Origin of the sequence: Corynebacterium sp. Marseille-P4611, from assembly GCF_916618765.1 — a bacterium.
Lineage (GTDB): Bacteria > Actinomycetota > Actinomycetes > Mycobacteriales > Mycobacteriaceae > Corynebacterium > Corynebacterium marquesiae.
Window position 1 is genome coordinate 1120394 of record NZ_CAKAKD010000001.1, and the last position, 22779, is coordinate 1143172.

22 protein-coding genes are annotated in these 22779 nt (G+C 63.6%); 12 read left to right on the forward strand and 10 right to left on the reverse strand.

Features of this window, described 5'->3' with window-relative positions:
• Positions 1 to 23: 23 nt before the first annotated feature.
• Genes crtI through LG376_RS05435 form a run of 3 tightly spaced genes read right to left on the reverse strand, consistent with a single transcriptional unit; the run spans position 24 to position 3901 of the window.
• Positions 24 to 1553, reverse strand: a complete 1530-nt coding sequence (gene crtI, locus LG376_RS05425; RefSeq protein ID WP_225746413.1) for a phytoene desaturase family protein — start codon at positions 1551 to 1553, stop codon at positions 24 to 26.
• A gap of 10 nt (positions 1554 to 1563) precedes the next feature.
• Positions 1564 to 2439 (reverse strand): squalene/phytoene synthase family protein, encoded by an 876-nt coding sequence (locus LG376_RS05430; protein WP_225746414.1) that lies wholly within the window; start codon positions 2437 to 2439, stop codon positions 1564 to 1566.
• Positions 2440 to 2464: 25 nt separating this feature from the next.
• Positions 2465 to 3901, reverse strand: coding sequence for a GuaB1 family IMP dehydrogenase-related protein (locus tag LG376_RS05435; RefSeq protein WP_049377893.1), 1437 nt, complete (start codon positions 3899 to 3901; stop codon positions 2465 to 2467).
• A gap of 112 nt (positions 3902 to 4013) precedes the next feature.
• On the opposite strand from LG376_RS05435, the gene LG376_RS05440 reads away from it, so the two are divergent.
• A complete protein-coding gene (locus LG376_RS05440; protein ID WP_225746415.1) occupies positions 4014 to 5435 on the forward strand; it encodes an MDR family MFS transporter in 1422 nt (473 codons plus the stop codon).
• Between the two features lie 13 nt (positions 5436 to 5448).
• On the opposite strand, the gene LG376_RS05445 is transcribed toward LG376_RS05440, so the two are convergent.
• Entirely contained in the window at positions 5449 to 6660 is a 1212-nt protein-coding gene (locus LG376_RS05445; RefSeq protein WP_225746416.1) for a serine/threonine protein kinase, read from the reverse strand.
• Positions 6661 to 6879: 219 nt separating this feature from the next.
• On the opposite strand from LG376_RS05445, the gene LG376_RS05450 reads away from it, so the two are divergent.
• The gene (locus LG376_RS05450) at positions 6880 to 9648 is read left to right on the forward strand and encodes an ATP-dependent Clp protease ATP-binding subunit (protein ID WP_225746417.1); all 2769 of its coding nucleotides are present in this window, start codon (positions 6880 to 6882) and stop codon (positions 9646 to 9648) included.
• A gap of 91 nt (positions 9649 to 9739) precedes the next feature.
• Here the strand turns inward: LG376_RS05450 and LG376_RS05455 are convergent, their stop codons facing one another.
• On the reverse strand, positions 9740 to 10936 hold the full coding sequence (locus LG376_RS05455) for a lipase family protein (protein ID WP_225746418.1): 1197 nt from the start codon (positions 10934 to 10936) through the stop codon (positions 9740 to 9742).
• A 73-nt stretch (positions 10937 to 11009) separates the two neighbouring features.
• Between LG376_RS05455 and LG376_RS05460 the strand changes: the two genes are divergently transcribed.
• Entirely contained in the window at positions 11010 to 11180 is a 171-nt protein-coding gene (locus LG376_RS05460; RefSeq protein ID WP_080970400.1) for a DUF4236 domain-containing protein, read from the forward strand.
• A gap of 56 nt (positions 11181 to 11236) precedes the next feature.
• On the opposite strand, the gene LG376_RS05465 is transcribed toward LG376_RS05460, so the two are convergent.
• Positions 11237 to 12097 carry an A/G-specific adenine glycosylase gene (locus tag LG376_RS05465; protein WP_225746419.1) on the reverse strand — a complete coding sequence of 287 codons (861 nt, stop codon included), beginning with the start codon at positions 12095 to 12097 and terminating at the stop codon, positions 11237 to 11239.
• Between the two features lie 35 nt (positions 12098 to 12132).
• Between LG376_RS05465 and LG376_RS05470 the strand changes: the two genes are divergently transcribed.
• Together LG376_RS05470 and LG376_RS05475 are read left to right on the forward strand one after the other, a co-directional pair.
• On the forward strand, positions 12133 to 12747 hold the full coding sequence (locus LG376_RS05470; protein WP_225746420.1) for a carbonic anhydrase: 615 nt from the start codon (positions 12133 to 12135) through the stop codon (positions 12745 to 12747).
• 64 nt (positions 12748 to 12811) lie between these two features.
• Positions 12812 to 13516: a hypothetical protein gene (locus tag LG376_RS05475; RefSeq protein WP_225746421.1), complete on the forward strand. Its 705-nt coding sequence runs from the start codon at positions 12812 to 12814 to the stop codon at positions 13514 to 13516.
• A gap of 3 nt (positions 13517 to 13519) precedes the next feature.
• Here the strand turns inward: LG376_RS05475 and radA are convergent, their stop codons facing one another.
• Positions 13520 to 14890: a DNA repair protein RadA gene (gene radA / locus LG376_RS05480; protein ID WP_225746422.1), complete on the reverse strand. Its 1371-nt coding sequence runs from the start codon at positions 14888 to 14890 to the stop codon at positions 13520 to 13522.
• 69 nt (positions 14891 to 14959) lie between these two features.
• On the reverse strand, positions 14960 to 15544 hold the full coding sequence (locus tag LG376_RS05485) for a hypothetical protein (protein ID WP_225746423.1): 585 nt from the start codon (positions 15542 to 15544) through the stop codon (positions 14960 to 14962).
• Positions 15545 to 15735: 191 nt separating this feature from the next.
• On the opposite strand from LG376_RS05485, the gene LG376_RS05490 reads away from it, so the two are divergent.
• The 7 genes from LG376_RS05490 to rlmB all read left to right on the forward strand — a co-directional run bounded on the left by LG376_RS05490 (position 15736) and on the right by rlmB (position 20858).
• Positions 15736 to 16320: a CarD family transcriptional regulator gene (locus LG376_RS05490; protein ID WP_005325718.1), complete on the forward strand. Its 585-nt coding sequence runs from the start codon at positions 15736 to 15738 to the stop codon at positions 16318 to 16320.
• Entirely contained in the window at positions 16292 to 17041 is a 750-nt protein-coding gene (gene ispD / locus LG376_RS05495; protein WP_225746424.1) for a 2-C-methyl-D-erythritol 4-phosphate cytidylyltransferase, read from the forward strand. Before LG376_RS05490 ends, ispD begins: the two co-directional genes overlap by 29 nt.
• On the forward strand, positions 17034 to 17516 hold the full coding sequence (gene ispF / locus LG376_RS05500) for a 2-C-methyl-D-erythritol 2,4-cyclodiphosphate synthase (RefSeq protein WP_225746425.1): 483 nt from the start codon (positions 17034 to 17036) through the stop codon (positions 17514 to 17516). Before ispD ends, ispF begins: the two co-directional genes overlap by 8 nt.
• Before the next feature lie 95 nt (positions 17517 to 17611).
• Positions 17612 to 17752 carry a hypothetical protein gene (locus tag LG376_RS05505; RefSeq protein ID WP_161798931.1) on the forward strand — a complete coding sequence of 47 codons (141 nt, stop codon included), beginning with the start codon at positions 17612 to 17614 and terminating at the stop codon, positions 17750 to 17752.
• 15 nt (positions 17753 to 17767) lie between these two features.
• Positions 17768 to 18454 (forward strand): hypothetical protein, encoded by a 687-nt coding sequence (locus LG376_RS05510; protein WP_225746426.1) that lies wholly within the window; start codon positions 17768 to 17770, stop codon positions 18452 to 18454.
• 45 nt (positions 18455 to 18499) lie between these two features.
• Entirely contained in the window at positions 18500 to 19888 is a 1389-nt protein-coding gene (gene cysS, locus LG376_RS05515; RefSeq protein ID WP_225746427.1) for a cysteine--tRNA ligase, read from the forward strand.
• Between the two features lie 22 nt (positions 19889 to 19910).
• Positions 19911 to 20858: a 23S rRNA (guanosine(2251)-2'-O)-methyltransferase RlmB gene (gene rlmB / locus LG376_RS05520; protein WP_049377351.1), complete on the forward strand. Its 948-nt coding sequence runs from the start codon at positions 19911 to 19913 to the stop codon at positions 20856 to 20858.
• Positions 20859 to 20861: 3 nt separating this feature from the next.
• On the opposite strand, the gene LG376_RS05525 is transcribed toward rlmB, so the two are convergent.
• On the reverse strand, positions 20862 to 21872 hold the full coding sequence (locus LG376_RS05525) for an HNH endonuclease signature motif containing protein (RefSeq protein WP_225746428.1): 1011 nt from the start codon (positions 21870 to 21872) through the stop codon (positions 20862 to 20864).
• Positions 21873 to 21935: 63 nt separating this feature from the next.
• Positions 21936 to 22772, reverse strand: a complete 837-nt coding sequence (locus LG376_RS05530) for a PHB depolymerase family esterase (protein ID WP_225746429.1) — start codon at positions 22770 to 22772, stop codon at positions 21936 to 21938.
• Positions 22773 to 22779 lie beyond the last annotated feature (7 nt).

The following is a 22779-nucleotide window of genomic DNA, read 5'->3' on the forward strand; positions in this document are numbered from 1 at the left end:
TGGCGGCTTTTGCCGTGCCTGGGCTAGTGCGAAAGTGGCCCTGCGGATTTATCGCCGCGCAGGCGCTTAATAATGTTTTCGGCCGAAATCAGACACATCGGCACGCCCACGCCCGGCACGGTGGTGGCTCCTGCGTAATAGAGTCCATCGACCTTGCGCGAGGCATTACGCCCGCGCAAAAACGCCGATTGCCGCAGCGTGTGCGCGGGCCCAATAGAACCGGCCGACCAAGCATGGTAGCGCTCGGCAAAATCGGCAGGGCCGAGCGTGCGCTTGACGACGACCCTGTCTACCAAATCCGGCACCCCAGCCGTGGCTGCAATGTGGTTAAGGGCGGCGTCGGCAATCGCGGCAACGCGCTCGGATTCCTCTGCGTGGTAGGCATTGCCGAACCCGGGCGCCTCCGCGGCCGGCACCGGCACCAGAATGAAGAGGTTTTCGTGGCCTGCGGGCGCTACGTTCGGGTCGGTGGCTGAGGTCTTGGACACGTAGATGGACTCCGAGGCACCCAACGGCCGGGAAGGCTCCGGACCGGAATAGACGGCGCGGAAATCCGGATCCCAATCCTGGCTAAAAAGCAGCGTATGGTGTGCTAGTTCTGGCAGCTCGCCCTTCACCCCGGCCAAAACGAGCACGGTGCCCAGGCCCGGATTGCGCCGGCCCCAATAGCGCTCTGGGTAGGTGCGCAGCTGTGGAGGCAATAACTGGGTCTCGGTATGGTGCAAGTCCGCCGCCGAGACCACAATATCGGCGTGGATAGCGCCCTTATTCGTGCGCACACCCGTGACCCGCCGGTTGGCGATCTTGATGGAAGTAACCTCCTCGCCCAAGCGGAAGGTGGCGCCAAACTTCCGTGCCTGCCGGTAGATGGCCTGAACCACGGCGGCGAAGCCACCCTGCGGGTAGCGCACGCCCTCCACCAGGTCGGTGTGGCTCATCAAAGAATACAGTGCCGGTGCGGCGGCCGGCTCGGAGGACAAAAAGACCGCCGGGTAGCTTAAGATTTGGCGCAGGCGGGCATCAGAAAACGTTTGGCCCACGTACTGCTTTAGGTTTACCGTCAGCAGAGCCATGAGGCGCGAAATCCGGGTGCGGATATCGCGGTGCACCAGGTTCAGCGGCGCGGAGAAGGTGGTGTAAAGGAAGTGCCTAAGCGCCATCTCATAGGTATCGCTGGCCTGCGCCAAGTACGCGCGGACTTTCTCCCCCGCGCCGGGTTCTAGCGACTCGAAAAGCGCGGTGACTTCCTCGATCCCGGAGTGCACGTCCACCGGCGCATCGCCATGAAAGACGCGGTAGGCGGGGGAGAGATCCACTAGATCCAGCTCCGCCTCGGTGGAGGTGCCACACAGCGCAAAGAAGTGATCGAAAGCCTCGGGCATGAGGTACCACGACGGGCCGGTATCCCAGCGAAAGCCGGCCTCCGCAAAGCTGCCGGCGCGCCCGCCTACCTCATCCAGCGAGTCCACGACGGTCACCTCGTAGCCCTCGCGGCCGAGCAAAGCGGCGGTGGCGAGGCCGGCGATGCCGGCTCCAATGACGACGGCGTGCATGTTGTTCTCCTTAATCTCCGGCTAGGGGCGGGGTCAGGTTGCTGTGGCCGCGACGGCGCACCGCGCGGGCCGCGAGCCAAGCCTTGGTGTGGTTCGGCACGGATACTCGCGTGGTGGCAAGCGCTGTAGCCGGAGTGGCGGCGAGGCGATTGGTGAGCTCAGCAAAGATATCCGCCGCCGCGCTCACACCGACCCGCGCAGAAGCCGGGAGCACGTCGATGGTGAGCGCGGCGGTGGCGAGCTCCTGGCGGATCTCTGCGATGAGCGCGGACTTGGTGGCCTCATCAATCCGGCCCGATGGGGCCTGCTGAAAATAGGTTCGGCCCAAAGTGGAGCTATCCTCACCCAGGTCACGCAGGAAATTAATCTTCTGAAAGGCTGACCCTAGAGCGCGGGCGCCGCGCTCCATCGCGGCGCGGTCGGCGGGGGAGACGTCCTCTTCGGCCAAGAAAATTTGCAGGCACAATAACCCAATGACTTCCGCTGAGCCGTAGATATAGTCCTGCAATTCCGATGGGGAGTACTCGCGCTGGGTGAGATCCGCACGCATGGAGCTAAAGAAGGCAGCAAGGTACTCGCGGCGGAAGCCGCAGCGGCGAGCAGTGATGGCATAAGCGTGCACTATCGGGTCGGTGTGCAGTCGCCGTTGCGGTGCGGCCAAGATGGTCTGCTCGTAGGCGTCCAGCGCGGCGGCGGGGTCGGTGTGGGCTTGGGCTGCGGCGCCGTCGACAAGCTCGTCTGCAATGCGCACCACCGCATACAGGTGGCGGATATCGGCGCGCACCCGTCCGCGCAGAAGCCGCGTAGCCAGGGAGAAGCTGGTGGAGTACTGCCCCATAACCTGCGCGGCCGCGCGGGAGGCCGCTTGGTCATAGCGAGTCAACATATCTGTCAACGTAGCATGCAGCCTGTTAGCGGTTCGTGGCCCGTGGCTGCCCCTCGGCAAAGCCGGCGGCGGACTGCACGCCCACGGTGGCGCGTTCGCGGAAGGCGGCTAGGGAATCGGCACCGGCGTAAGTACACGAGGAACGCACGCCAGAGACAATCCGGTCCACCAGGTGCTCCACGCCGCCGTGCTCGGGGTCGAGGTAGATGCGAGAGGTAGAAATGCCCTCTTCGAACATCTCGCGGCGGGCGCGCTCAAAGGCCTCGGTATCGGAATTGCGGCCGCGCACCGCCCGGCGCGACGCCATACCGAAGGATTCTTTATAAAAGGCGCCGTCGGCATCCTTGTGCAGGTCACCTGGGGATTCAAAGGTGCCGGCGAACCAGGAGCCGATCATGACATTGGAGGCACCTGCGGCAAGTGCGAGGGCGACATCGCGCGGGTCGCGCACGCCGCCGTCGGCCCAAACGTGGGCGCCTACCTCGCGGGCGGCCGCAGCACACTCTAGGACGGCCGAGAACTGCGGGCGGCCCACGCCAGTCTGCATGCGGGTGGTGCACATCGCGCCTGGGCCCACACCGACCTTGATAATGTCCGCGCCGGCCGCGGCCAGCTCGCGCACGCCCTCGGCCGTGACGATATTGCCGGCAGCAATGGGAAGCCCCAGTTCCAGCGCCTTGACCTTGCGCAGCGCGGTAAGCATGCTTTCCTGGTGGCCGTGTGCGGTATCGATGACCAGCACATCAGCACCGGCCTCCGCCAAGGCGCGGGCGCGGCCTTCCACATCGCCGTTGATGCCCACCGCAGCACCGATGTGTAAGCGGCCTTGCTTGTCGACGCCCGGCCTGTACATCTTCGCCCTCACCGCGCCCTTCCTCGTGAGGATTCCGGCCAAGGTGCCATCCGGGTTGACCACTGGCGCCAGCTTGCGGGAGGTTTTGCGCAGCTTGGTAAAAGCCTCCTGTGGGTCAATGCCCACCGGCAGCGTGACCAAGTCGGTGGTCATCAATTGACCGACAGCGGTGAAGTTATCCTGCCCACGCAGGTCCTTCGGGGTGATGATGCCGATGGGCATGTCTCCCTCGACCACGATGGCGGCACCATGGGCGCGCTTGTGCAAAAGGTTGCTGGTATAGCCCACGGTGTGGTGCGGCTTGACGGTAATTGGGGTGTCATAGACCAAGTCCGCCGCCTTCACAGAGGCGATGGTCTCTGCGGCCGCTTCTAAGGAGAGGTCCTGTGGCAGGATGGTCAGCCCGCCGCGCCGGGCGATGGTCTCGGCCATGCGGCGCCCGGCCACGGCGGTCATATTGGCCACGATGAGCGGGATGGTATTTCCGGTGCCGTCCTCAGTGGTGAGGTCTACCGACTGGCGCGAGCCCACCTCGGAGTGACTCGGGACCATAAATACGTCGGAGTAGGTCAATTCGTACGGCGGATGGGAATCGTTGAGAAAACGCACTGGGGTGTACCTCGCTTTAGGCTCGGGTGGCGCGGTCTCACCGCGCGGATGAAGACACTAAAACTATACTCCTCGACTTTCCCCGCACCCGCGGCCTCAGTATCCTGTCTGGGTGTCTCAGAAACCAGATCCCCGCATTTCCGCAGAGGTAAAAATCAACCTCACCATCCTCGTCCTCGGCGCGATGGTGATGATCCTGAACGAGACCGCCCTGTCGGTGGCGCTGCCCACCATCATGGCGGACTTCGGTATCCCCGCGACCTCTGCCCAGTGGCTGCTTACCGGTTTCCTCCTCACCATGGGCGTGGTCATCCCGACCACCGGCTTTCTCATGGATAAGTTCACCACCCGGCAGATCTTCTTGGCATCGTCGGGCGTATTTCTTGCCGGTACGGTGCTGGCGGCGCTTGCCCCGGCCTTCGGCGTGCTGCTGGTGGGTCGTGTATTCCAGGCGGCCGGCACCGCCTTGATGATCCCTACACTGATGACGGTGGCGATGACCCTCGTTCCGCCGCAGCGCCGCGGCAGCGTGATGGGCATTATCTCCGTGGTGATCTCCGTGGCTCCGGCGCTCGGGCCCACTGTAGGCGGCTTCGTGTTGAGCATGTCTAGCTGGCATGTCATCTTCTGGACCATGGTGCCGCTGCTCGGCCTCATCTGCGCCGCCGGCTATTTCCGCCTAGTCAACGTGGGAGATAAGCGCGATACCCCGCTGGATTTCCCGTCCGTAGTCCTGTCCGTCATCGCCTTTGGCGGGTTGGTCTACGCCGTATCGTCCCTGGAAAACATGCTGGAGGGAGATGGCCTGGTAGACATCGTCGTTCTCATCGTCGGCCTCGTGACTTTGGCGCTTTTCACCCGCCGCCAGCTGCGCCTGGCCAAGGACAATCGCGCTCTTTTGGACATGCGCCCGTTTACGGTTCCCAACTTCACCGTGGCGGTACTGGGCATGCTGCTCATGTTTGGGCTATTGCTCGGCGTGGTCAATATCCTGCCCATCTACCTGCAGACCTCCCTGGCGGTAAGCTCGCTGGTCACCGGGCTCGTCGTCATGCCTGGCGGCTTGCTCCAAGGCGGCATCTCGCCGATGGTTGGCCGCCTCTATGACGTCCACGGGCCCCGCCCGCTCATGATCCCAGGCGCCCTCCTCCTCGCCGCGGGCACGTGGCTGATGACCTTGCTCAACGAGGACAGTGCGGTATGGATGGTCATTGGCATGCACATCCTCTTTGCGCTGGGCATCGCGCTTATGATGACGCCGCTGATGACGACGTCCCTGGCCTCTCTGCCAGACGAGCTCTACTCGCATGGCTCCGCCATCCTCAATACCCTGCAGCAGCTGGCGGGCGCGGCCGGCACTGCCTTCCTGATGACCTTCCTGACCCGTGGCACCAAGTCCGGTGCGGCCCAAGGCATGAACGAGGCAGCCGCGACGGCTCACGGGGCGCACTGGGCTTTCCTCTTTGCCGGCGTGCTTTCGCTGGTGGTCGTCGTACTCGCTCCGTTCCTCAAGCGCGTACCCTCCGGGGAATAGGAACAAGGACAAATTAAGAGGCGCACAGCGGCAGGTTCAGCCGCTCCTCTTCAGCCTTATCGCCCCACACCAGGAATGCGGACTGGGTGCCTTCCACGGCCATCACGTAGGTCGGAACATCCGCGGTGGTCTCAAAGCTTTGGATGGTGCACTGATCATTGGAAAGCTCGACCGGTTCGGCGTCGGGAAGCATGGCATCGCGCTCCTCCACGCTGGGGTAGTAGGTCACGATGTAGTTGAACCCATCGCCCACGCAGGAAATCTTGGCCTCCTGGCCAGGTTCCGGCTCGCGCGAGGAGCACTTAGCCCCATCGAAGCCGACCTGGCCGCTGCGGGAGCCCACCAAGTCCGGATACGCATCCGCGAGGTTTTGCTCCTTATCATTCCAGCTGGGGTAGGACAGGAAGAACCACAGCGCGGCCGCAGCAGCAATCGCGACCACCGCCAGCACCGTGATGAGCGCAATGAGCCCGCCCTTGCCCTTCTTCTTCGGGGCGGGTGCCATCGGTTGCTGCGGCTGCGCCATGGGCTGGGCCATCGGTTGCGGCTGTGGTTGCTGCTGTTGCGGCCGGGCGAACTGCTGCTGAGGGCGTGGCTCCGGCTCCTGCACGCGGGGAATCTGCGCGGTATCGAAGTCGCGCTGCGGGCGCAGCTGAGCGACCACATCCTTGGCGCTCTCTGCCGTGCCAGTGGGCTTATACTCCGGGCATTTGCGGGCAACAAGCTCCTCAAACGTCGCCACCGCATCGCCGTGCTCTTCGCCGGACGGCCCGGCCGCAGCCAGCACCGAAACCTGGCGTTGCTTATCGACGCCCACCCGGGCCTCCCTCAGCCCATGCATCGCAAAGTCTGCCCGGCCGCGGGAAACTAGGAAGTCCACCGCACCCGCCAGCGGGCCGAAGACGTCGGCGGCCTCCTCGCGGCTGAGATTACTGGGAAGCTCAGAAAGCTGGGTTCCGGAAACCCCTTCGCGCACGATGAATTCCTGCCCGTCCGCGGTGGTGCCCGTGCCTACCAGCGGCGCGATGGCTGGGTGATGCAACCCATGCAGTGCCGTGGACTTATCCACCACGCCGGTAATTTCCGGCGCGAAGATTTCCACGCTTAGTTGCTGGTGCGTGGTTCCATCTTCGACCGCAAAGAGGGTAGACGATGGAGCCTCATCCAATACGGCCAATTCGTGCAGGTTGTGCTGGGTGGCAAAGAACTCAGGAAGCTGGGGCACGGTCGCGACGTCCTTTAATAGTAGGGAGGGGCAGGGAACGATAAAACGATTCTAGATTACATGCCCATGCCCCTGTTCGCTACCGGCGTACACCCGTGTGAGCTGCGCATATGGTGGATTCTGGCGGTATTGCGGGCATCTGGGAACAAAACCGGAAATTATCGGCGGACTGCCGCGTTAGAGTGGGTATCACATTAGAAGCGAAAGTATAGGGGAATCATGTTCGAGAGGTTTACCGATCGTGCTCGCCGCGTCATCGTGTTGGCGCAGGAAGAAGCGCGCATGCTTAACCACAATTACATCGGCACCGAGCACATCCTGCTCGGCCTTATCCATGAGGGCGAAGGCGTAGCCGCCAAGGCGCTGGAATCCATGGGTATCTCCCTGGAGGATGTCCGCCGCGAGGTCGAGGAAATCATCGGCCAGGGCAGCCAGCCGCACACCGGCCACATCCCCTTTACCCCACGCGCCAAGAAGGTGCTGGAGCTTTCCCTGCGCGAAGGCCTGCAGATGGGACACAAGTACATCGGTACTGAGTTCTTGCTGTTGGGTCTCATTCGCGAGGGCGACGGCGTCGCCGCCCAGGTGCTGACCAAGCTCGGCGCCGACCTGCCGCGCGTGCGCCAGCAGGTTATCCAGCTGCTGTCCGGTTATGAGGGCGGCCAGCAGGAGGGCGGTTCCTCCAACGGCCAGGGCTCCGGTCCGGTCGGCGCGGGTGCTGGTGCGGGTGCCGGCGCGGGCGGCCGTGGCGGCTCCGGCGGTTCCGGCGAACGTTCCAATTCCCTGGTGCTCGACCAGTTCGGCCGCAATCTCACCCAGGCCGCTAAGGACGGCAAGCTCGATCCAGTCGTTGGCCGTGAGTCCGAGGTAGAGCGCATCATGCAGGTGCTGTCTCGCCGTACGAAGAATAACCCGGTTCTCATCGGTGAGCCGGGCGTTGGTAAGACCGCCGTCGTTGAGGGCTTGGCGCTCGACATCGTCAACGGCAAGGTTCCGGAGACCCTCAAGGACAAGCAGCTTTACTCGCTCGACTTGGGCTCCCTGGTTGCCGGCTCCCGTTACCGCGGTGACTTTGAGGAACGCCTGAAGAAGGTGCTCAAGGAGATTAACCAGCGCGGCGACATTATCTTGTTCATCGATGAGATTCACACCCTGGTTGGTGCTGGTGCTGCTGAAGGCGCCATCGATGCTGCCTCGCTGCTCAAGCCGAAGCTGGCTCGTGGCGAGCTGCAGACTATCGGTGCTACGACCCTTGAGGAATACCGCAAGCACATCGAGAAAGATGCCGCCCTGGAGCGCCGCTTCCAGCCAGTCAAGGTGGAGGAGCCTTCCCTGGATGACACCTTCTTGATCCTGAAGGGCCTGCGCGATAAGTACGAGGCGCACCACCGCGTGTCCTACACCGATGAGGCGCTGCATGCTGCAGCTTCCCTCTCGGATCGCTACATCAATGACCGTTTCTTGCCGGATAAGGCCGTTGACCTCCTCGATGAGGCTGGTGCTCGTATGCGCATCAAGCGCATGACCGCGCCGAAGGGCCTGCGCGAGGTCGATGACCGCATCGCTGAGGTCCGCAAGGAAAAGGAAGCGGCCATCGATGCCCAGGACTTTGAGAAGGCAGCCGGCCTGCGCGATAAGGAGCGCAAGCTGGGCGAGGAGCGCGCAGAGAAGGAAAAGCAGTGGCGCTCTGGCGACCTGGAGGAAATCGCCGAGGTAGGCGAGGACCAGATCGCCGAGGTTCTGGCGCACTGGACCGGCATCCCGGTGCTGAAGCTGACGGAGAAGGAATCCAACCGTCTGCTCAACATGGAAGAGGAGCTGCACAAGCGCATCATCGGCCAGGACGAGGCGGTCAAGTCCGTCTCCCGCGCCATCCGCCGCACCCGTGCAGGCCTCAAGGATCCGCGCCGTCCATCCGGCTCCTTCATCTTCGCCGGCCCGTCCGGTGTGGGTAAGACCGAGCTGTCGAAGTCCCTGGCTAACTTCCTCTTCGGTTCGGATGATGACCTCATCCAGATCGACATGGGTGAGTTCCACGATCGCTTCACCGCTTCCCGCCTCTTCGGTGCCCCTCCGGGATACGTTGGCTACGAAGAGGGTGGCCAGCTGACCGAGAAGGTTCGCCGCAAGCCGTTCTCCGTCGTGCTTTTCGATGAGATCGAGAAGGCCCACAAGGAGATTTACAACACCCTCCTGCAGGTGCTGGAAGATGGCCGCCTTACTGACGGCCAAGGTCGCGTCGTCGACTTCAAGAACACCGTACTTATCTTCACCTCGAACCTGGGCACGCAGGACATCTCGAAGCCGGTGGGCTTGGGCTTTACCGGCTCCTCCGAGAATGATGCGGATGCTCAGTACGATCGGATGAAGCAGAAGGTCAACGACGAGCTGAAGAAGCACTTCCGCCCAGAGTTCTTGAACCGTATTGATGACATCGTCGTCTTCCACCAGCTCACTCAGGAGCAGATTGTGGAGATGGTCGAGCTGCTCATCGGCCGCGTGGCCAAGCAGCTGGATGAGCGCGATATGGGCATCGAGCTCACGCAGAAGGCCAAGGACCTGCTGGCTAAGCGCGGCTTCGACCCAGTATTGGGTGCTCGCCCGCTGCGCCGCACCATTCAGCGCGAGATTGAGGACCAGCTCTCTGAGAAGATCCTCTTCGGCGAAATCGGCGCCGGTGAGATCATCACCGTCGACGTCGAGGGCTGGGACGGCGAGTCCAAGGACAACACGGGCGCGAAGTTCACCTTCAGCCCGCGCCCGAAGCCTCTACCGGAGGACACTGAGGAGCCACAGCTTGACGACGCCGAGGTGCGCGACAACGACGCCGACTCCACCGATGACGGCGAGCCCGACACCATCACCCCGGACGTTCCGGGCGATGGAGGCTCCACCGCCGCCGGAACCGACCTAGAGTCGGGCTCCGGTTCCGACTCCGATGACGACGGCCACAACCCGCCGCCAGCAGGCGCCGGCCAGCCGATGTAACTCGGGGCAACGATTAAGGCCACCCAGTACCTCGCTTTCTGCGAGGCTGGGTGGTCTTGCGTTGTGTGCGGTTTGGAGCTTCTGACGTCGCCTAGCCCGCACAATTCGACGGCGCCGGTTTCCCGTCGAAGCGGTCAAAGAGATACTTCAAGCCCACCGGGATATTAACGTATAGCGGCAACGCGTGATCGGCGCCGGCGCCCGGAATCGTTGCGGTACCAGGCGCGGCCATGAAGTCCACGGTCCCGCCCATCTGACAGTACGCCCCTGCGGTGGACCGAACTTGCTCGTGCGGGATGAGGTCATCGTGCGGCGAGCTGGCGATCATCGCTGGGCCCCTGAGCGGGTGCTTGCCCTGATTCTGCCGCAGCAAGGTTTCCCTGATGACAGGCTTGCGCTCTACGAGCTCGGATAGCGATTCCCCGGTGCGGGTGAGTTGGCGGGTATTGCTAAAGCCCCACATGAGGATGGAGTCACCCGTGCAGCTGGTGGCTGCCGAACGCAGGAAATCAATGCCGCGTGGATTGAGCTCTTCTAGGACCGCATCGCGGAACTTAGGGTCGCGCTCAGCAAAGCCGTTGATGGCGTAGCCCAGCACATGGACGATGGAGGAGCCGTCGATGGCCTTCATCACCTTTGGTAGGTCGGCCGGAGGGGCGCCGGAGTAGGTACCGGCTACGTTCAGCTCGGGTGCATAAGAATCGGCGAATTCCGCGGCGGCCAACGAGGCTCCGCCGCCCTGCGAATAGCCCGCAAAGCCAATAGGGGCGTCCTTTGGAGCGTGGGCCAGCTCTAAGCCGGAGTGGGCGGCATCGAGCATGGCGTGCGCTTCTTCAATGTGATTGACATAGGTGTGGTGCCCCGGCATGCCAAGGCCGATGAGGTCTGCCACGATTACTCGGGCACCATGCTGGAGTGCGCCCATATAGAAGCCGTATTCGTAGTTCGCATTGATGGTAGGGGAGCCGACCTTGCTCAGCCCTACCGACCCCAGGCCCATGCCGGCACGCGATGGTGCACACTGGTCTCCTGCGCCGCGAGTGCCGGGCGCAAAGATGATGGTGGGCCGCTCGCCCTTACCGCGCCACGGCGCATTTGGCTCGTACAAGGTTGCCGAGGCCTGAATCGGCCGACCATCATCCGTGGTGGTGTCATACGTGAATACCTGCCCGCGGCCGACGCCATCGAGCACGTGCGGCGAAGGCCGGGTCGAGGTTACTGCTGCATTCGCGGCCGGCGGTAGGAGGAGCGACCCGAGGATTAGTGAACAAATTGTGAGGAGTCTCATACAAATCTTTTCCATGTCCAAAACCTACTGCGCAGTAGGAACGGTGGAAGTGAAATTGCTAAAATAAATGCTTATGGGACTTCAGTATCGTTCAAGAAAAAAGACCGGCAAGAATAGCTGGATCAACGTCTCCGGATCCGGTGCGTCGATGTCTACCAAGGTAGGGCCGGTTACCTTTAATTCCCGCGGCGGCATGTGGGTGAACCTGCCGGGCGGATTCAATTTCCGCGGCCGCTGGCGTTAAGCAGGACACACGCCCTGGATCGCGACCTGCGATTATAGCCGTCTATTATAAACTCCCTAAATAGGAAGGTGGAACAGGCCGGCGTCGTTTTGCTCGGCGAGGCCGTCGGCAAGCAGCGAAGCCAACGCCCGGGAGCGCTGTGCCGCATCGGGCCAGACTACGTCAATCTCGGACTGGGGCACCGGCCCATCCGCCGCGCGCAGCACATCCAAAATCTTGCCGCGCACCTGCCGGTCCGTGCCCACGAATTTCTGCACGCGCTTTTTCGCCCGTGCCTGCTCCTCTGCACTGGGCTGCGGCCGGCCAGCGAGCTGCCACGCACAGCTCGCGCGCAGCGGGCACTGCTCGCAGGAAGGATTCTTCGCCGTGCACACCAGCGCTCCCAATTCCATGAGCGCGGCCGAAAAACGCGGTCCATTCTCGGCCGGCAACAGCTCCGCCACGGCCGCTAATTCCCGCTTCGACGGTTGCGGCGCCAAGAACCTACCGTCCTCCGCGCGCGCATACACCCGGCGCACATTGGTATCGACCACCGGCACGTTTATCCCAAAATGGAAGCACGCCACGGCGCGCGCGGTGTAGTCACCGATGCCCGGCAGGCGCAGCAGCTTATCGACGTCCGCCGGCACCTCGCCCTCGCCAATGGCCGCCGCGCACTCCCACAGACGCAGCGCACGCCGCGGATAGCCCAGCTTGCCCCAGGCGCGCAGTACCTCCGCCCGGCTGGCCTGGGCAAAGTCCGCCGGGGTGGGCCAGCGCTGCATCCACTCCTCCCACACCGGAGCTACGCGCGCGACCGGGGTTTGCTGGCTCATGACCTCGCTGAGCAGCACACCCCACGCGCTCGTGCCAGGCCGGCGCCACGGCAGGTCGCGTTCATTGGCATCAAACCAGGAAAGAAGAGCTTGCGAATCCATCGTGGGGGATAGTCTAGGGCATTAGAATGTGGCCTATGCCTTTACGTAATGTTGCCCACGAACCGCAGGCCGTATGGGAGGCCCTTAAGGCGGGAAATCAACGCGTGCTGGACGGCGAGACCGTCGACGTGCGCGAGATTTATAACCGCGAGGGCCTAACTCACGGCCAGGATCCCCGCGTGGTGGTCATTTCCTGTTCCGATTCCCGCGCCCCCATCGAGCACGTTTTCAATATCGGCTTCGGCGATGCCTTTGTCATCCGCACCGCGGGCCACATTCTTGACGACGCCGTCGTGGCCTCCCTCGACTACGCCCTCGCCGCCCTCAAACCCAACCTGCTGGTGGTTCTCGGCCATCAATCTTGTGGCGCGGTGGGCGCGGCTACCGGTTTCGTGGCCGGCGGCGAGCTACCCACCGGCCTGCAGCGACCCATTATTGAGAAGGTCGCCGCCTCCGCCTTGGTGGCGGGCCCGAATGCCACGACTGACGACGTCGAGCGGGAACACACCCGCCAGACCGTCGCCCAGCTGGTGGCCAGCGTGCCCAACGTGCGCCGCCTGCTGGACGAGGGCGCCCTGGGCGTTATTGGCGCGCGCTACCTGCTGGAAGACTCCAGCGTCGAAACCCTGCAGACCCTCGGCGTGAAGTAGCACAGCCTGACACGCGGCGCGGGCTTAGCGCACCGGCCCGCACCCACCGCTTAAAATTGACAGCGTGACGCAGAAAAAGCCCCTACCTGAAGAGATCTACAAGCGCCGCCGCGTGGCGGCGCTCATCATCGTGCTCGTGCTGGCCGTGGTGCTGATCTGGGCGGCTGTGGCCGCCTTCGGGGGTAGCAGCGATGAGTCGGCCGATACCGCCGCCCCTGCGCCCACGCCGGAGCAGACCTCGTCTTCTGCCGCTCCGGAGACCTCCGAGGCTGCCTCGGAGACGGCTGCAGAGGCCGCGTCCGAGGGGACATCGGAAAGCAAGGCGGCCGAAAGTGAGCCGTCGAGCGCTGCGCCTGCAAGCTCTGAGGCGGCCAAGAAGACCTGCGATCTCGCGGACCTCCAGGTGCGCACCTCCATGCTGAACTACTCCGTGCCGGAAGGCGAGCTGCCGAAGTTCTTCATGACCGTCACCAACCCCACGGCCGCGGACTGCAAGATCGACCTGGACAAGAACCTGCTGCGCTTCGAGGTCTACAAGATGGCCGATAACCAGCGCGTATGGTCCGATACGGATTGCTACGCCTCCGTGCAGACCGGCTCGCAAACCTTCCCGGCCGGCAAGGACGTGAAATTCGAGGCCGAGTGGTCCCGCCAGGCCTCCAAGCCGGGCGAGTGCACCGACCGCCCCGTGGCCGAACCTGGAGCCTACTTCGCCCACACCGTCATCGGCGATAACTCTTCGCCGCCGCAGGACTTCACGCTGCGCTAGGCGCTATCCCGACACCGCGGCGATGGCCTGCCCCAGCGTCCCGACCTGGTGTACGCGCATGCCCTCTACCGGCTCGATGTCCCCGCGTGGGACAATCGCGTGCTTATAGCCCAACCGCGCGGCCTCCGTTAAACGCCGCTCCACATTGGGCACCGGCCGCAACTCGCCGGCCAGGCCGACCTCGCCAATGACCACCGTCTTGGCCGGCAGCGGCTGCTCGTGCAGCGAGGACCACGTTGCCAGCGCCACCGCCAGATCCGTCGCAGTCTCCGTAATCCGCATGCCGCCCACCGTGGCGACATAAGCATCCTTATCGTTGGTGCGTTGGCCCGCACGCGCCTGCAGCACCGCAAGCACCATCGGCACGCGGTTGGAATCTAGCCCGGTCACCACGCGCCGCGGGTTCTTTGCAACCGGGTCCACCGTCAGCGCCTGCACCTCCGCGAGGATCGGCCGCACGCCGTCCATCGCGACCGTCACGGCCGAGCCATCCGGCGTCGTGCCGCGGTGCGAGAGAAACAGCCCGGAAGGGTCTGCGACTTCCCGAATGCCGCCGGCCGTCTGCTCAAAACACCCCACCTCATCGGTGGCGCCAAAGCGATTCTTGATGCCGCGCAGCATACGCAGGCTGGATTGGCGGTCGCCCTCGAAGTTTAAGACGACGTCGACAAGATGCTCCAGCACGCGCGGGCCGGCCACGTTGCCGTCCTTGGTCACATGGCCCACCAGGAGCACCGGAATGCCGGTGGACTTCGCCAGCGAAGTCAGCGCGGCCGTCACCGCGCGCGATTGCGCCACGCCGCCCGATACGCCCTCCACGCCCACGGCGTGCATGGTCTGCACCGAATCGACGATAATGAGGCTCGGCTTAAGCTTATCCACGTGCCCAAAGACCGCATCCAAGTTGGACTCGGCCGCCAAGTACAGCGATTCCTGCAGCGCCCCGGTGCGTTCGGCGCGGGAGCGGACCTGGCCGGCGGATTCCTCGGCCGTCGCATAGAGCACGGTGCGGCCGAGCTGGGCCCACCGCGAGGCTACTTCCAGCAGCAGCGTGGATTTGCCCACGCCGGGCTCGCCGGCCATAAGCACCACCGAACCCGGCACGATGCCGGTTCCAAGCACGCGGTCGAGCTCACCGATGCCGGTGCGCACCGTCTTTGTCGCCTGCGCCCCAATCTTGGTAATCGGCTGCGCCGGGCTGGACGGCGCTACGCCCTTGCTTGCCGACGCCCCCGCAGTCCCCGGCCCCGCCACCACCGGCGCCCTTTCCTCCAACGTGCCCCAAGACCCGCAGTCGGGGCAGCGCCCCAGCCACTTCGGCGAGACGTAACCGCATTCGGAACAGGTATGGATGGGGCGAGATTTCTTGGCCATAGCTTCTAGCCTAAAACACATAAGCGCCCCCAGCCCGGAAAGGGAGGCTGGGGGCGGAAGCGCTGCGGCTTAGTTCTTCGGGGCCTCGGAGTAGCCCTCTGGAGACTCGACATCACGATCGAATTCGCCGGACTGCATCTGGGTGGCGGCAATGGTGGCGTCCACGTCGATGGAACCATTGGAGAACTCGAAGGTAACTGGGCGGTCGCCGGCATAGCCAAAGTCATCGTTCTTCAGCGAGGTGGCGATGTACTGGACGTTCTCGGAATCCTGCTGGGTGGTGGCGTCCAGGTTCTTCTGGGAATCCGCGATGATGGACTGGTCGCGGTGCAGCGGCTGAGCCTTGTCCATCTCTACGCGCTGGCCGTCGACCTCTACGGACTCCAGGGAGATGACATCGGTGTCATAGCCTTGGTTTACGGCGGTGAACTTCAAGGCAGCGGTGCCGTTCGGCTCTACCAGGATGGTGACATCGCGAACCGCAACCTTGTTGTCTTCCGTGCTTGCAGAAGCGCCATCGACCGCCGCCACCTTATCGGCGGTCTGGGTGATCTGACCTGCCGAGCAAGAAGCCAGCGCCAGAGCGGAGACGGCGGTAACGGAAATAATGGCACCGCGGCGGGCGGCGGACTTCAGGGACTGCACGTTGAGCATCCTCCATCAATTGCGATCACAGGGCTTATCAACGCTTTAGCCTAGTCCCTTTCGCATTAAAGTACACAGTTTGTCCCAAACCGGGCGGGTAGACCGTGGGGGTATACGGGGGTATCCGCAGGCGGGGCGGCCGCTCGTGATAAAATGACGGCCTTAGTCAACCGGGATAAAACGGGAAACAAGGAGTGGCAATGGAGTATAAGGTCGGCGAGGTCGTCGTCTACCCGCACCACGGTGCGGCCGTCATCGAGGATATCGAGACCCGCGAGATGGGTGGCGAGACGCTGGAATACCTGGTGCTGCACATCAACCAGTCCGACCTAGTCGTCCGCGTGCCCATCAAGAACGCCGATAACGTCGGCGTGCGCGACGTCGTGGGCAAGGAGGGCCTGGAAAAGGTCTTTTCCGTGCTGCGTGACGAGGACGTTGAAGAGGCTGGCAACTGGTCCCGCCGTTATAAGGCTAACCAGGAGCGCTTGGCCTCCGGCGATATCAATAAGGTCGCCGAGGTCGTTCGCGACCTGTGGCGTCGCGACCAGGACCGTGGCCTCTCGGCCGGCGAGAAGCGCATGCTGGGCAAGGCCCGCACCATCCTGGTGGGCGAGCTCGCGCTGGCCAAGCCGGTTGATGAGAAGAAGGCCGACACCATGATGGAAGAGATCGATGCCACCATCGAGCGCCACCGCGCAGCCGGATTGGTAGACGATAAGTCCATCACCACCGATATCGACAACGACATCGATCTCGATGACCTCTCCTTCGACGACGAAGACTAAACCGCGCGTCATCGCGCTCATCGCGGCCGCCGGCCAGGGCACCCGCCTCGGTGCTGAGGTGCCCAAGGCTTATGTCGAGCTGCGCGGGCGCACCCTCCTGGAGCGCTCCGTGCGCGCGTTGCTGGCCTCCGGCGTGGTCGATGAGGTCATTGTGTTGGTCAGCCCAGATATGGAGCCCGAGGCCGCCCGCATTATCGGCCGCATCGACACCGCAGGCGCTAAAAGCGCTACAAACGCCGTGCCCATCCGCCTCGTGCACGGCGGCAGCGAGCGCGCCGATTCCGTGTGGGCAGGCCTGCAGGCAATCCCCGACGACGACGCCGTGGTGCTCATCCACGATGCGGCCCGGGCACTGACTCCGCCGGCGATGGTGCGGGACGTCGCCAAGCGTGTGCTCGAAGGCGCCCCCGCGGCCGTGCCGGTGGTTCCCGTGGCCGATACCATCAAGGAAGTCGCGGCCGACGCCGTGGTGAGCACTCCCGACCGCTCCCGCCTGCGCGCCGTGCAAACCCCGCAGGCCTTCCGCCTGTCCGCGCTGCGCCAAGCCAACCTGGATTACTGGGCCCAGCAGCCCGAATTTACCGCCACGGACGACGCCAGCCTCATGGAATGGCATGGCGAGCGCGTGGCAACCGTGCCGGGCGATACCCTGGCGTTCAAAATCACCGCGCCCATCGATCTCACCCTGGCCCACGCTTTGACCGAGGAGACCCATGACTAACCCGATTATCCCGCGCGTTGGCATCGCCACCGACGCCCACCAGATCGAGGCCGGCAAGGAGTGTTGGATCGCCGGCCTGCTCTTCGAGGGCGATGCTGGCTGCGAGGGCCACTCCGATGGGGACGTGGTAGCGCACGCGCTTGTCGACGCCCTTTTATCCGCCTCCCACCTCGGCGACCTCGGCTCTTTCGTGGGCGTCGGCCGGCCCGAATACGACGGCGTATCCGGAGCGAAACTGCTGCGCGAATGCCGGGAATTGCTCGAATCCGAAGGGTTCATCATCGGCAATGCCGCCGCGCAGCTTATCGGCCAAACCCCCAAAATGGGCCCGCGCCGCGCAGAGGCCGAGGCTGTGTTGGGCGAAATCCTCGGTGCCCCCGTGTCCGTCTCTGCCACGACGACGGACCACCTAGGTTTCACCGGCCGTAAGGAAGGGCGTGCGGCGGTTGCCACGGCCGTCGTCTGGCGCGCTTAGCCTCAGCTGAAGTAAGGTCGTGGCAGGAGGATGGCATGACTTTGAAAATGCGTGTTACTGATACGCGGTCTTTGCGGAGGCGGCGCGAGGAACTAATGCATGTTTTTTGTGATGCCGCCGGTGGTCCGTTGACCACTGAGGAACTTAGCGATCTAGCTGCCGCTGGTCGTCTTTCCCCAGAAGAGCGCGGCCTCTATGACGAACTGCGTCGCGTCGAACTGCTTCTTGATAGCTAGAGTGGGCAGCTTCCCATGATGAGTCAGGTTCAACGGGAAACTGAGAAATTCTTTGACCACGTCTACAAATTGCACCTGAACGTATTTCCCCTCAACGGTGAATCTGACATTGACGTTGAGTTGGATCTCAATGCTGATAACAACACCGGGATATTAGAGCTGCACGTCCCATTAGTCTATGGCGCTGGGGCTATGGAGCTTTCACGACCGGTGGAATTTAGCGACCTATTTGAATCTGTCGTCCGGTTTCACACCACACCGTCACGAAACGGACGGGATTTGAGTATCAAGTCCAGCAAATTCGAACTTCGTGTTGGCACCGCGCCTGGAGTGAGGTTTGAATACGAGCGCGACAATAAGGGTGCGCCTACAGCTCACATTCATCATTCTGGCGTCGCAGGGTTATTGAGCCCGGCACTGATGAAGAATTTCTTTGGTATGAAAAATTCCCGAAAGAAAGGTCGGATCGAAGACATCCATTTTCCTGTCGGGGGAAGCCGGTTTAGAGTTTCGGTAGAGGAATATTTTTCATTCCTTTTTAAAGAGTGCGGATTTCATGCTCGTCCTAGTTGGGAGGGAGCGCTACACGCAAGCCGTCAGGAGTGGCTGGAGACACAGCTTGCTGCCGCAGTTGCTGATAACCCCTACGTGGCGGCCGCGACTCTGCGAAGCCTAGGTTTTGTGGTTGCTGATCCCAGCTAGGGCTAGTCAGCAACTCCAGTGCACGCGTCAATTAGACTGGGTGGCGTGAGTACTTTGCGCATTTATGACACAGCCACCCGCAGCCAACGCGATTTCGAGCCGATTCGCCCCGGCTACGCCTCCATCTATCTGTGCGGCGCCACCCCGCAGGCCCAGCCGCACATCGGGCACCTGCGCTCCGGCGTCGCCTTCGACATCCTGCGCCGCTGGCTGCTCGCCCAAGGCTATGACGTAGCCCTGGTGCGCAACGTCACTGATATCGATGACAAGATCCTCACCAAGGCGGCCGAGAATAATCGACCCTGGTGGGAGTGGGTATCCACCTATGAGCGCGAGTTCACTAAGGCCTATAACACCCTGGGCGTCATCCCGCCTTCGGTTGAGCCGCGTGCGACCGGCTTTGTCACCCAGATGGTCGACTATATGCAGCGGCTTATCGACGCCGGCTTTGCCTACCCCGCCGACGGCTCCGTCTACTTCGATGTCGCCGCCTGGACCAAGGCCGAAGGATCTGATTACGGTTCACTGTCCGGCAACAAGGTAGAGGAAATGGAGCAGGGCGAAGGCGAGGATTCCGCCAAACGCGGCGCACAGGACTTTGCCCTGTGGAAGGCCGCGAAGCCGGGCGAGCCCAGCTGGCCTACCCCGTGGGGCGACGGCCGCCCTGGCTGGCACCTAGAGTGCTCGGCCATGTCCACCTATTACTTGGGCTCTAATTTCGATATCCACTGCGGCGGCCTAGACCTGCAGTTCCCGCACCACGAGAACGAAATCGCGCAGTCGCATGCGGCCGGCGATAAGTTCGCCAACTACTGGATGCACAACCACTGGGTGACGATGTCGGGCGAGAAGATGTCGAAGTCGTTGGGCAACGTGCTCTCGATTCCGAATATGTTGGAGCTGGTGCGCCCGGTGGAGCTGCGCTACTACCTGGGCTCGGCACACTACCGCTCCGTGCTGGAGTATTCCGAGGCCGCGCTGACCGAGGCCGCCGCTGGCTACCGCCGCATCGAGGACTTCCTCGCCCACTTCGATGACCTAGAGCTGGGCGAGTGGACGCAGGGCTTTGCAGACGCGATGAATGATGACATCGGTGTGCCCAAGGCTTTGGCGGAAATCCACACCACCGTCCGAGCCGGTAATAAGGCGCTCGCGGCCGGCGATGAGGCCGAGGCGCGCACGCTGGCTGGCCAGGTCCGCGCGATGGCGCACGTACTTGGTTTTGACCCGCTGGAGTGGGAAGATGGAGCGCAAGCTAGCGGGGCGGATGCCGCGCTGGATGCGCTGGTACAAGCTGAGCTGGAGCGGCGCACCCAGGCGCGCGCGGACAAGGACTTCGCTACTGCCGACGCCGTCCGAGACCGCCTCGCGGCCGCCGGCATCACCATCACCGATACCCCAGACGGCCCGACCTGGTCGCTGGCGCAGCGTTAAGCACTCCGAAAGGACATAAATTATGGCACGTACCCACGGCCGCGGTGGCGCAGGAATCCGCAAGACCAATAAGAAGGGCGCAACCAAGGGCTCCGGCGGCCAGCGCCGCAAGGGCTTGGCCGGTAAGGGCCCGACGCCCAAGGCAGAGGACCGCATCTACCACGCCAAGCACAAGGCCAAGTTGGAACGCGAGCGCCGCAATTCCGGCCGCCACCAGAAGGAGACCGCCGAGATGGTCGTGGGCCGCAACCCGGTCATCGAGTGTTTGCACGCAAAGGTGCCGGCTACCACGCTCTACATCGTGGCCGGTACCCGCAACGACAAGCGGCTGTCCGAGGCCGTGGCCATGTGCAATACCCGCAATATCCCCATCATCGAGGTGCAGCGCCACGAGATGGACCGCATGACCGGAAACGGCATGCACCAAGGCATCGGGTTGCAGATTCCGCCGTATAAGTACGCCGACGTCGATGAGCTCATCGCCCGTGCGGCCGAGAACGCGCGCCCAGGCATGTTCGTCATCTTGGATAACATCACCGACCCGCGCAACCTCGGCGCGGTCATCCGCTCCGTGGCGGCTTTCGGTGGCGATGGCGTCATCATTCCTGAGCGCCGCTCCGCCTCCGTAACCGCCGTGGCGTGGCGTACCTCGGCCGGTACAGCGGCGCGCCTGCCGGTTGCCCGCGCGACGAATATCACCCGCACCGTGCAGCAATTCCAAAAGAGTGGCTACCAGGTCGTCGGACTGGATGCCGGCGGCGAGCACACGCTGGATACTTATAACGGCGCGACGGATCCCGTGGTGATCGTCATCGGCTCCGAAGGCAAGGGCATCTCCCGCCTCGTGCGCGAGAATTGTGACGTCATCATGTCCATCCCGATGACGGACTGGGTCGAGTCCCTTAATGCTTCCGTCGCGGCCGGCTCCGTGCTCTCCGAATTCGCACGCCAACGCCGCGCGGCCCAGTAATCTCTAGCCGTTTTCCGCCCAGGGCGGCAGCCACTTAATGGTTCCATTCACCCTGGCCAGGCGGCCGCGTAACGGCGGGGCGTTGGGGTCATCGTCGTTGACGCCGTTGTGATACGGGCAGGCGATGGTGAGATTTTCAGGGTTCGTTTCGCCGCCGTGGCGCCACGCGGTGAGGTGGTGGACCTGGCACTCATCGGCGGGGTAGTTGCACTGCGGCCACGGGCAGGTGGGGTTTTCTGCGACGGCCATCGTGCGCTGCTTCGGCGAGGCGAGCCGCTCGCTGCGGTACAGGTTTACCGGGCCCTTCACGGGGTGGATCAAGGTGACGTAGCCGTGCGCGGTAAATGCGCGGCGCACCAAGTCCGCGCCGGTCATTCGGGCACCATTGGTGAGCTGCAGGGTGATGTCATCGCCCGCGGTGTCGACGACACGGTCGAGTTCGTCTAGACGCAGCACCACATTGGTGGTCACGACCGCCGGGGAAGTTGCGGCGGTGCCTTGGAAAATCTTGCGCACCGAATCGAGCGGGGCGTCCTTATCAAGCGCGGCGTGCATATCCGCGATGTCCGCAGACTTGCCGGTAATTGTCATGGTCCAGGGGCCATCGGCGCGGCGGTAGAGTTTGACACCGGGCTTGCGCTGCGGCGGGCCTTTAATCTCGCGCACGCGTGTGCGCCCCTGCTTATCGACGTCCGATGCATCCCCCTTCATCCCACATAGCTCCCGCCGCAGCGCCCAGGCCTGGCGCTTATTTTTCAGCTTGGAGGCGTGGCGCTCGATGGCTAGCAACGCGGTGAGGCTGTGCCCGTTGGCGCGGGCCGCTGCGATGGATTCGCGTTGGAGCCGGCTAAAGGCAGTGGGGCCGAAGTAGGTATCGGCGAGGGTAAGGAGGCGGGCGGCGGTGGTGTCGGGGCAGCCGGCGTCGATAAGCGCGCGCTTAGTAAGGCCGTGGCAGTCGGCGATAATGTCCATGCCGGCGGCCAGGCCTGTCAAGAATTTCTGTAGCGCGTTCACGGCTCCACACGTTAAGTGCGGGTGCAAGCCGGCGCGCGGTGCGCTGGGTGCGGGTGTGGATAACTAGGCCTGGGCGTCATCGAGGCCGAAGAACTCGCGGACCTTATCCACAGCGCGGAAGGAATCCGTATTTGGGCCTATGCGTGGGTCGGTTTTCATGCTAGAGGGAATCACGTGGCCCAGGCCCTCCATGGTCCACAGTTCGACGGGGAAATCGCCGTCGTATGCGGTGGCGGTGACATCCGCGGTGGGGTGGTAGTCGCGGGGTGGCTGGCAGGCATTGGCCAGTGCGAAGTGCTCGGCGGTGGCCGGCGCGGAAAGCACGCGGCCGCGGGTGCGCTCGGCGTCCACCCCGGCGACCCCGCCTTCGTATGGCGCGTACGGGTCGGCGGTGCCGTGGAAAAACAGCAGCGGCGTGGGCCGGCAGCCGGCCGGGCTGCTGGGCGCGTGGTTATCGCCTTCGCCTAGGGTGGAGGCGAAGATGCAAGCGCGGGTGAGGCTAAAGGGGGCGTCGAAAAGCAAGCGGAGCACCATCTGCCCGCCGTTGGAGTAGCCGCAGGCAAAGGTACGGACGGTGCCGAATTCGCGCCGCATCTCCGCGACGAGGAAGGCGGCGAAGGCAACGTCGTCCACGTTCTCCGCGCGGGCGGTGACGGGCAGGATGCTGCGGCAATCGTTGAAATGGCGGTCGACGCCGTCGGGGTAGACGAGGACGGTATTGGTGGCGTCGGCAAGCTTGTCGAAGGTGCCGTTAGTAAAGCGGCGCATCACGCTACCGGACTGCAGCGAGCCGTGGAAGAAGAGCAAGAGGTCCGGGCGCGGGCCGGGGTTATCCGGCGCGATGACGAGGAAACGGCGGGTGCGGCCATCCACATCCGCGGTGCGGCGGTGTACGTGCATAGCCGTC

Bases quoted from the DNA above. Each gene is read 5' to 3' on its own strand.
- rlmB (WP_049377351.1), top strand. From the start codon at position 19,911: ATGGCACGTACCCACGGCCGCGGTGGCGCAGGAATCCGCAAGACCAAT.
- LG376_RS05530 (WP_225746429.1), bottom strand. From the start codon at position 22,772: ATGCACGTACACCGCCGCACCGCGGATGTGGATGGCCGCACCCGCCGT.
- LG376_RS05490 (WP_005325718.1), top strand. From the start codon at position 15,736: ATGGAGTATAAGGTCGGCGAGGTCGTCGTCTACCCGCACCACGGTGCG.
- LG376_RS05430 (WP_225746414.1), bottom strand. From the start codon at position 2,439: ATGTTGACTCGCTATGACCAAGCGGCCTCCCGCGCGGCCGCGCAGGTT.
- LG376_RS05450 (WP_225746417.1), top strand. From the start codon at position 6,880: ATGTTCGAGAGGTTTACCGATCGTGCTCGCCGCGTCATCGTGTTGGCG.
- LG376_RS05460 (WP_080970400.1), top strand. From the start codon at position 11,010: ATGGGACTTCAGTATCGTTCAAGAAAAAAGACCGGCAAGAATAGCTGG.
- crtI (WP_225746413.1), bottom strand. From the start codon at position 1,553: ATGCACGCCGTCGTCATTGGAGCCGGCATCGCCGGCCTCGCCACCGCC.
- LG376_RS05505 (WP_161798931.1), top strand. From the start codon at position 17,612: ATGCATGTTTTTTGTGATGCCGCCGGTGGTCCGTTGACCACTGAGGAA.
- LG376_RS05485 (WP_225746423.1), bottom strand. From the start codon at position 15,544: ATGCTCAACGTGCAGTCCCTGAAGTCCGCCGCCCGCCGCGGTGCCATT.
- LG376_RS05455 (WP_225746418.1), bottom strand. From the start codon at position 10,936: ATGAGACTCCTCACAATTTGTTCACTAATCCTCGGGTCGCTCCTCCTA.
- LG376_RS05510 (WP_225746426.1), top strand. From the start codon at position 17,768: ATGATGAGTCAGGTTCAACGGGAAACTGAGAAATTCTTTGACCACGTC.
- ispD (WP_225746424.1), top strand. From the start codon at position 16,292: ATGACCTCTCCTTCGACGACGAAGACTAAACCGCGCGTCATCGCGCTC.
- ispF (WP_225746425.1), top strand. From the start codon at position 17,034: ATGACTAACCCGATTATCCCGCGCGTTGGCATCGCCACCGACGCCCAC.
- LG376_RS05465 (WP_225746419.1), bottom strand. From the start codon at position 12,097: ATGGATTCGCAAGCTCTTCTTTCCTGGTTTGATGCCAATGAACGCGAC.
- radA (WP_225746422.1), bottom strand. From the start codon at position 14,890: ATGGCCAAGAAATCTCGCCCCATCCATACCTGTTCCGAATGCGGTTAC.
- LG376_RS05470 (WP_225746420.1), top strand. From the start codon at position 12,133: ATGCCTTTACGTAATGTTGCCCACGAACCGCAGGCCGTATGGGAGGCC.